The sequence below is a fragment of the uncultured Candidatus Thioglobus sp. genome (genome assembly GCF_963981275.1).
GTDB lineage: Bacteria > Pseudomonadota > Gammaproteobacteria > PS1 > Pseudothioglobaceae > Thioglobus_A.
In genome coordinates, this window is sequence record NZ_CAXCCZ010000016.1 from 20,923 (window position 1) to 27,205 (window position 6,283).

A 6,283-nucleotide genomic window follows, 5' to 3' on the forward strand; every position below is an offset into this window, starting at 1 on the left:
TACCAGGATTTGTTATGGAACAGTTGAATTCACTATGGCTTAATACTGGTTTATACCAAATGGTATGGGGTCAAGGTTTAATGCTTTTGGTTGGCATGCTATTGCTTTATTTAGCCATTGTTAAAAATTTTGAGCCATTGCTGTTATTGCCTATTGGTTTTGGCGCTATTTTAGCCAACATCCCTGGCGCAGGTATTGCAGAAGGTAGTGGTATTTTGCATGTATTTTATGTGGTGGGTATTGAATCAGGCGCATTCCCGTTAATTATCTTTATGGGCGTAGGTGCGTTAACAGATTTTGGCCCACTACTGGCCAATCCAAAAACATTACTATTAGGTGCTGCAGCGCAATTTGGTATCTTTGCAACCTTATTGGGTGCTATGGGGCTGACAGCTGCAGGCGTGTTTGACTTCAGTCTAACAGATGCAGCAGCAATTGGTATTATTGGTGGTGCAGATGGGCCAACCAGTATTTATGTGGCCAGTAAACTAGCGCCCGAGTTATTAGGCGCAATTGCAGTTGCTTCATACTCATACATGGCACTAGTACCACTGATTCAGCCGCCAATTATGCGCGCACTTACGACAGAAAAAGAGCGTCAAATAGAAATGGTGCAATTGCGCGAAGTATCTACGGCTGAGAAAATTATCTTTCCAATTATGTTGTTGATGTTGGTGGCCTTGTTGCTGCCAGATGCAGCGCCATTACTCGGTATGTTTGCTTTTGGTAATTTGATGAAAGAGTCAGGTGTGGTAGATCGCTTAAGCGATACTACTCAAAATGCTCTGATTAATATCGTGACTATCTTTTTAGGTTTGGCCGTTGGTTCAAAATTAATGGCAGATAAATTCCTACAGCCAGAGACATTAGGTATTTTACTATTGGGTATGGTTGCTTTTGCTATTGGTACCGCTAGTGGATTGTTAATGGCTAAAACCATGAACTTATTCAGCAAAAATAAGATTAACCCATTGATTGGTTCGGCAGGTGTTTCAGCGGTTCCTATGGCGGCACGTGTTTCAAATAAAGTCGGCTTAGAATCAAATCCACATAATTTCTTGCTAATGCATGCAATGGGCCCTAATGTGGCGGGCGTTATTGGTTCAGCTATTGCAGCGGGTATCATGATTCAATTGCTAGGCTAATCTTTTTTCTGACTGTGTTAAATTTTAAAAAATAATCAGCCACATAGTTTTTCTATGTGCCGTTATATTTTTAAAATTTGACTTGCAGAAATAAAAAAATACTAAACCTAAAAAATATCAGCTAAAAATATTAAAATATCAGACATGCAAAGAACTCTACTAAAAGCCAAACTTCACCGCGTTACCACCACAGCTTCAGAACTTGAGTATGAGGGTTCATGCGAGATTGATGGCGTGCTATTGGATGCGGCAGGTATTAGCGCTTTTGAACAGATTCAAATTTATAACATTGCTAATGGTAATCGCTTTACAACCTACGCCATACGTGGCAAAGAAAATAGTGGTGTTATTTCGGTTAATGGTGCAGCTGCCCATAAAGCGGCAGTTGGAGATTTGCTGATTATTGCTGCTTACGCCATCTATGATGAGCAAGAAGTTAAAAACTTTACGCCAAATCTATGTTACGTTGACGACAACAATGTCTTAACAAGACAAAGCTCAGCTATTAGCTAAACTGTCCATTTTCTAGTACCAATACCCGCCGCATTCTCGCTGCAATTTTTTCATCATGAGTGACAACAATCAAAGAGTTGTTGTGCGTTTGATTGAGCGTCATCATCAAATCAAGTATTTCTTGTGCATTTTTACCGTCAAGATTGCCAGTAGGTTCATCTGCTAGTAGACATTTTGGCTGAGTGATTAGAGCGCGAGCAATGGCTACTCGTTGACGTTCTCCACCTGATAATTCACTTGGAAGGTGGTTTGCTCTAGATTCAAGCCCAACCTTGTTAAGAATTTTCATGGCCTTTTGCTTAGCATCCGGGTCTGACTGAATGAGTAGCGGCATCATGATATTTTTTAAAGCACTAAAGTCTTTTAATAAGTGATGAAATTGATAAATGAAGCTAAGATTTTTTGACCTAAACTCACTCTTTTCTTGCTCATCTAAGGTGTTGATGTCAGTATTGTTAATTTTAATCTGACCACTATCTGGACGATCAATACCGCCGAGTAAATTGAGTAAGGTTGATTTTCCACAGCCAGACTGACCAAGAATAGCGATCGACTCACCTGCAGCCACGTCAAGATTCAGATCTTTAATCACTTGAGTATGGTGTTTGCCATCACGGTATTGGTAGTTAATACCGTGACAACTAATAAGATTATTCATGATTAAGTACCTTGGCAATAATAACTTTTCCAGCGCGTTTAGCCGGATAGATAGAGGCAAGCATAACTAATATAAACGCACCAAATCCGACTTTAATAAGATCGTTCAGATGAATTTCAGAAGGAAATCGATTGATATAAAACACGTCTTTTGGAAAGAACTCAAACCCTAGGAGCACTTCAATGCCACCGACAATAGTTTCAATATTAAGCGAGAGTAGAACGCCTAAGATAATACCAATGGTGATGCCAATAATGCCAATAGTAAGCCCCTGGTAGAAAAATATCTTAACGATGCGTTTTGGTGTCATGCCCAGGGTGCGTAATATGGCAATATCAGCAGTTTTATCAGTGACCACCATCACCATCATGGAAACAATATTAAAAGCGGCAACAGCAATAATTAAAGACAGAATCACCCCAATCATTTGTTTTTCAAGCTCAAGGGCTTTGATGAAATTTGCTTTTTGTTGAGTCCAATCAATGCCGTAGTATTGATCGTTGCCAAGTGTAATAATCACTTCCTGAGTGATTTGTTTGGCTTGAAACAAATCTGACACCTTGAGGCGAATGCCGGAAACTTGATCTTTCATAGAGTAGAGTTTTTGCGCTTGATCTAGCTGAATAAAGGCCAGGTTATTATCGTATTCATTAATACCCGCATCAAATATCCCGCTAACTGTAAAGCGCTTAAAGCGTGGTTGAACACCCATGATATTGGAGGATAGTTCAGGGGTTAATAGAGTGATTTTATCGCCAATATTAGCCCCCAGTTGAGTTGACAATCCTAGGCCAATTAAAATATCAGATTTTGACAATTGACTGGAACCAAGTTTAACTTTATCGAGCAGTATTGAGGTTTGTTTTTCCAGTTGTGGAATAACTCCTCTAACACTAATTCCCTGCGCCCCATTGCCCGTACTTAACAAAGCGTACTTTTCAATATAAGGTGACGAACTAACAACTTCTGGATGTTGCATAATTTTTATTTGTAGATCTTGCCAATGAGCAACGCCACCACTGTACTCACTAATATACGAGTGAGAAATAGCGCTTAAAACGCGCTCTCGAAGCTCTTTATGAAAGCCGTTCATTACCGATAAAACCGTAACAAGAGTCATGACACCTAGAATAAGTCCCACCATGGAGACGCCAGAAATGAAGGAAATAAAGCCTTTTTTACGATTTGATCGTAAATACTGGGTAGAAATGTCAAATTCAATGCTCATGGTGGTGATATTTTGTCATAATTAGCACTTTATGAATCACTAAATATTTAAGGGGAGAGAAATGCAGAAAGCTACATTTAAAGATAGGATTGATCAATTGGGAGATTTTTTAATTGAGACCTTTCATATTGTCGGCCTATTTGTTATAGGCGCAACCATTGTTTGGTCAGCAATCGGTGAATATCTTATTATCATGCAGCATGAGTCTGGATTTGCTTCCTTGAAGGATATTTTATTACTCTTTATTTATTTAGAGCTAGGTGCCATGACCGGTATTTATTTTAAAACGCATCGATTGCCTGTGATTTTCCTTATTTTTATCGCGATAACCGCTATTACACGCTTTATGGTGATTGATATGAAGGCACTAATGACTAGTGATAATCTTAACTTACTGATTATGGTGGTCTCTATTCTAATCCTAACTGTTGCTGCGGGCGTACTTAGATTTACTGAGAAAAAATACGACAATAAAGGTGAATGCTTTAAGTAAAGCTAAATGAATTTAAATACTAGAGGCGTTATTAATTACCTTTTATGGCCAGTTTCTGGTGTTTTTTATGCACTAAGTAAATTGCGTCGAGTGCTGTATCAACTAGGCGTTTTGTCTACGAATAAATTCCAAATACCTGTTGTTGTTGTTGGCAATATAACTGTTGGTGGCAGTGGCAAAACCCCGATTGTGCTTAAATTGGCCAGCTACTTAAAACAGCAGGGCAAGCGCGTAGGCGTGGTTTCTAGGGGTTATGGTGGTTCGCATACTGGCGATAGTTTGTTAGTTGAGCCAAGTACTGATGTTAAGTTATCAGGTGATGAACCGCTGTTGATTGCCACCCAAACAGGCTTGCCAGTGATGATTAATAAAAATCGCTCTCAGGCAGTTAAGGACTTAATTAGTCAACATCAAGTTGAGGTGGTTATTAGCGATGATGGCTTGCAGCATTATGCAATGGATAGGCAAGTTGAAATTGCAGTTGTAGATGGTAATAGGCGTTTTGGTAATGGTTTTTTCTTGCCTTCTGGCCCATTAAGAGAATCTCTCGGACGACTTAAACAAGTTGACTTTGTGATTAATAATGGTGGACTTTTTCCTGGGGAGATAAGCGCCCAAATAAAACCCATTGGTTTTGTTCACTTGGTTACCGGTGAAAGAAAACCTTTAGATTTCTTTAGCGATCAACCTGTACACGCAGTGGCTGGTATTGGCCATCCTCAGCGTTTTTTTCAAACGTTAAGCCAGTTAGATATTCAGCTACATGCGCATGAATTTAAAGATCACTATTCATATCAGTCAGCAGATTTAGAATTCGATGACAATCATCCGATAATCATGACTGCTAAAGATTGGGTAAAATGTAGGGAGTTTGCTAATAACAAGATGTATTACTTAGAAGTTGATCTTGATATTAGTGAGGATTTTTTAACCAATTTAGCAGCAAAAATATGATTGATGAAGCACTCTTAAAACTACTAGTTTGTCCAAAATCTAAAGCCCCTTTAAAACAAGTGGGTGATGAATTAATCTGCGAAGCGAGTGGTTTGGCCTATCCAATTGATGACGGTATTCCTGTTTTGCTTGAGGAAGAGGCGAGAAAGCTAGATTAATCCATGAACTTTAGCGTTATTATTCCGGCTCGTTATGCATCTAGTAGGCTGCCAGCGAAGCTTTTAAAAGATATCCATGGCAAGCCCTTGATTCAGCACACCTATGAGAATGCGCTAAAAAGTGGCGCTTCAGCGGTCATTATTGCAACTGATGATCAGCGTATCAAAACAGTGGCTGAAGGTTTTGGTGCGACAGTTTGCATGACTGATGAAAATCATACCTCAGGCACCGCCAGAATCTCAGAAGTACTAACCCAGCTTAATATCGATGATGATGAAATTGTGGTGAATGTTCAGGGTGATGAGCCCATGTTAAGTGCTAGTGTGATTGACCAGGTAGCGAATAACTTGAGCCAGAGTCAAATGCAAATGGCCACATTATGCGAGCAAGTTATTGATAAGACTCAGTACTTAGATCCAAATTGTGTCAAAGTGGTGTTTGATAAGTTTGGTAAAGCGTTATATTTTTCCCGCGCACCCATTCCCTATTTTAGAGAAGCGCAAGATTTTGATTTATCACTTTGCTACAAACACATTGGCATTTATGCCTATCGATCAGCTTTTATTAAGCAATATTTAAATATGGACAGCTCTCGATTTGAACAAGTTGAAAAACTCGAGCAACTCACCGTACTCAATGAAGGCTTCGGTGTTCATGTGGCTGTTGCTTGTGCGGATACAGGATTTGGGGTCGATACCCAAGCGGATTTAGACCAAGTGCGAGACGCCTTGGCAAAACAACAACCTTAAAGAAGAATAACTATGAACATTATTGACGGTAAACAAATTGCCCAAAACCTGCGCAATGATATTGCTCAACAAGTCAAGAAATTAGATCGCGCTCCCGGATTGGCAGTGATATTGGTGGGCGATGATCCAGCTTCTGCTGTATATGTTCGTAATAAAGACAACGCCTGTAAAGAAGTGGGTTTTTATTCAGAAAAAATAAACAAGCCTGCTGATATTACTCAAAAAGAGTTACTTGATGAGGTTGAGCGTTTAAATAATGATGATAAGATTGACGGCATTTTAGTGCAATTACCACTGCCTAAGCATTTGGATGCAAATTTAGTCATTGAGACTATTTCTCCTGAAAAGGACGTAGATGGCTTCCATAGTGAAAATATCGGCAAA

9 protein-coding genes are annotated in these 6,283 nt (G+C 39.4%); 7 read left to right on the forward strand and 2 right to left on the reverse strand.

Going from position 1 to position 6,283, the window contains the following annotated elements:
- The first annotated feature begins 14 nt into the window (after positions 1–14).
- Together ABNR88_RS03975 and panD are read left to right on the forward strand one after the other, a co-directional pair.
- Positions 15–1,145, forward strand: coding sequence for a sodium ion-translocating decarboxylase subunit beta (locus tag ABNR88_RS03975; protein ID WP_291927282.1), 1,131 nt, complete (start codon positions 15–17; stop codon positions 1,143–1,145).
- Positions 1,146–1,289: 144 nt separating this feature from the next.
- Positions 1,290–1,658 carry an aspartate 1-decarboxylase gene (gene panD / locus ABNR88_RS03980; RefSeq protein ID WP_291927285.1) on the forward strand — a complete coding sequence of 123 codons (369 nt, stop codon included), beginning with the start codon at positions 1,290–1,292 and terminating at the stop codon, positions 1,656–1,658.
- Here panD and ABNR88_RS03985 read toward each other — a convergent pair.
- Both ABNR88_RS03985 and ABNR88_RS03990 read right to left on the reverse strand, forming a co-directional pair.
- The gene (locus ABNR88_RS03985) at positions 1,651–2,316 is read right to left on the reverse strand and encodes an ABC transporter ATP-binding protein (protein ID WP_291927287.1); all 666 of its coding nucleotides are present in this window, start codon (positions 2,314–2,316) and stop codon (positions 1,651–1,653) included. The genes panD and ABNR88_RS03985 overlap by 8 nt on opposite strands.
- Positions 2,309–3,544: a lipoprotein-releasing ABC transporter permease subunit gene (locus tag ABNR88_RS03990; RefSeq protein WP_291927290.1), complete on the reverse strand. Its 1,236-nt coding sequence runs from the start codon at positions 3,542–3,544 to the stop codon at positions 2,309–2,311. The genes ABNR88_RS03985 and ABNR88_RS03990 overlap by 8 nt, the downstream gene beginning before the upstream one ends.
- Before the next feature lie 61 nt (positions 3,545–3,605).
- Here ABNR88_RS03990 and ABNR88_RS03995 point away from each other — a divergent pair, with 61 nt between their 5' ends.
- The 5 genes from ABNR88_RS03995 to ABNR88_RS04015 all read left to right on the forward strand — a co-directional run.
- A complete protein-coding gene (locus ABNR88_RS03995) occupies positions 3,606–4,037 on the forward strand; it encodes a phosphate-starvation-inducible PsiE family protein (RefSeq protein ID WP_291927292.1) in 432 nt (143 codons plus the stop codon).
- 6 nt (positions 4,038–4,043) lie between these two features.
- Positions 4,044–4,991: a tetraacyldisaccharide 4'-kinase gene (gene lpxK / locus ABNR88_RS04000; RefSeq protein ID WP_291927294.1), complete on the forward strand. Its 948-nt coding sequence runs from the start codon at positions 4,044–4,046 to the stop codon at positions 4,989–4,991.
- Positions 4,988–5,149, forward strand: a complete 162-nt coding sequence (locus ABNR88_RS04005) for a Trm112 family protein (RefSeq protein ID WP_082319615.1) — start codon at positions 4,988–4,990, stop codon at positions 5,147–5,149. The genes lpxK and ABNR88_RS04005 overlap by 4 nt, the downstream gene beginning before the upstream one ends.
- A 3-nt stretch (positions 5,150–5,152) precedes the next feature.
- Entirely contained in the window at positions 5,153–5,899 is a 747-nt protein-coding gene (gene kdsB, locus ABNR88_RS04010; RefSeq protein WP_291927303.1) for a 3-deoxy-manno-octulosonate cytidylyltransferase, read from the forward strand.
- A 12-nt stretch (positions 5,900–5,911) separates the two neighbouring features.
- On the forward strand, positions 5,912–6,283 hold a 372-nt coding region (locus ABNR88_RS04015), incomplete at its 3' end, for a tetrahydrofolate dehydrogenase/cyclohydrolase catalytic domain-containing protein (protein WP_348670089.1).

Coding starts and splice junctions, on each gene's coding strand:
- ABNR88_RS03975 (WP_291927282.1), top strand. CDS start 15: ATGGAACAGTTGAATTCACTATGGCTTAATACTGGTTTATACCAAATG.
- panD (WP_291927285.1), top strand. CDS start 1,290: ATGCAAAGAACTCTACTAAAAGCCAAACTTCACCGCGTTACCACCACA.
- ABNR88_RS03985 (WP_291927287.1), bottom strand. CDS start 2,316: ATGAATAATCTTATTAGTTGTCACGGTATTAACTACCAATACCGTGAT.
- ABNR88_RS03990 (WP_291927290.1), bottom strand. CDS start 3,544: ATGAGCATTGAATTTGACATTTCTACCCAGTATTTACGATCAAATCGT.
- ABNR88_RS03995 (WP_291927292.1), top strand. CDS start 3,606: ATGCAGAAAGCTACATTTAAAGATAGGATTGATCAATTGGGAGATTTT.
- lpxK (WP_291927294.1), top strand. CDS start 4,044: ATGAATTTAAATACTAGAGGCGTTATTAATTACCTTTTATGGCCAGTT.
- ABNR88_RS04005 (WP_082319615.1), top strand. CDS start 4,988: ATGATTGATGAAGCACTCTTAAAACTACTAGTTTGTCCAAAATCTAAA.
- kdsB (WP_291927303.1), top strand. CDS start 5,153: ATGAACTTTAGCGTTATTATTCCGGCTCGTTATGCATCTAGTAGGCTG.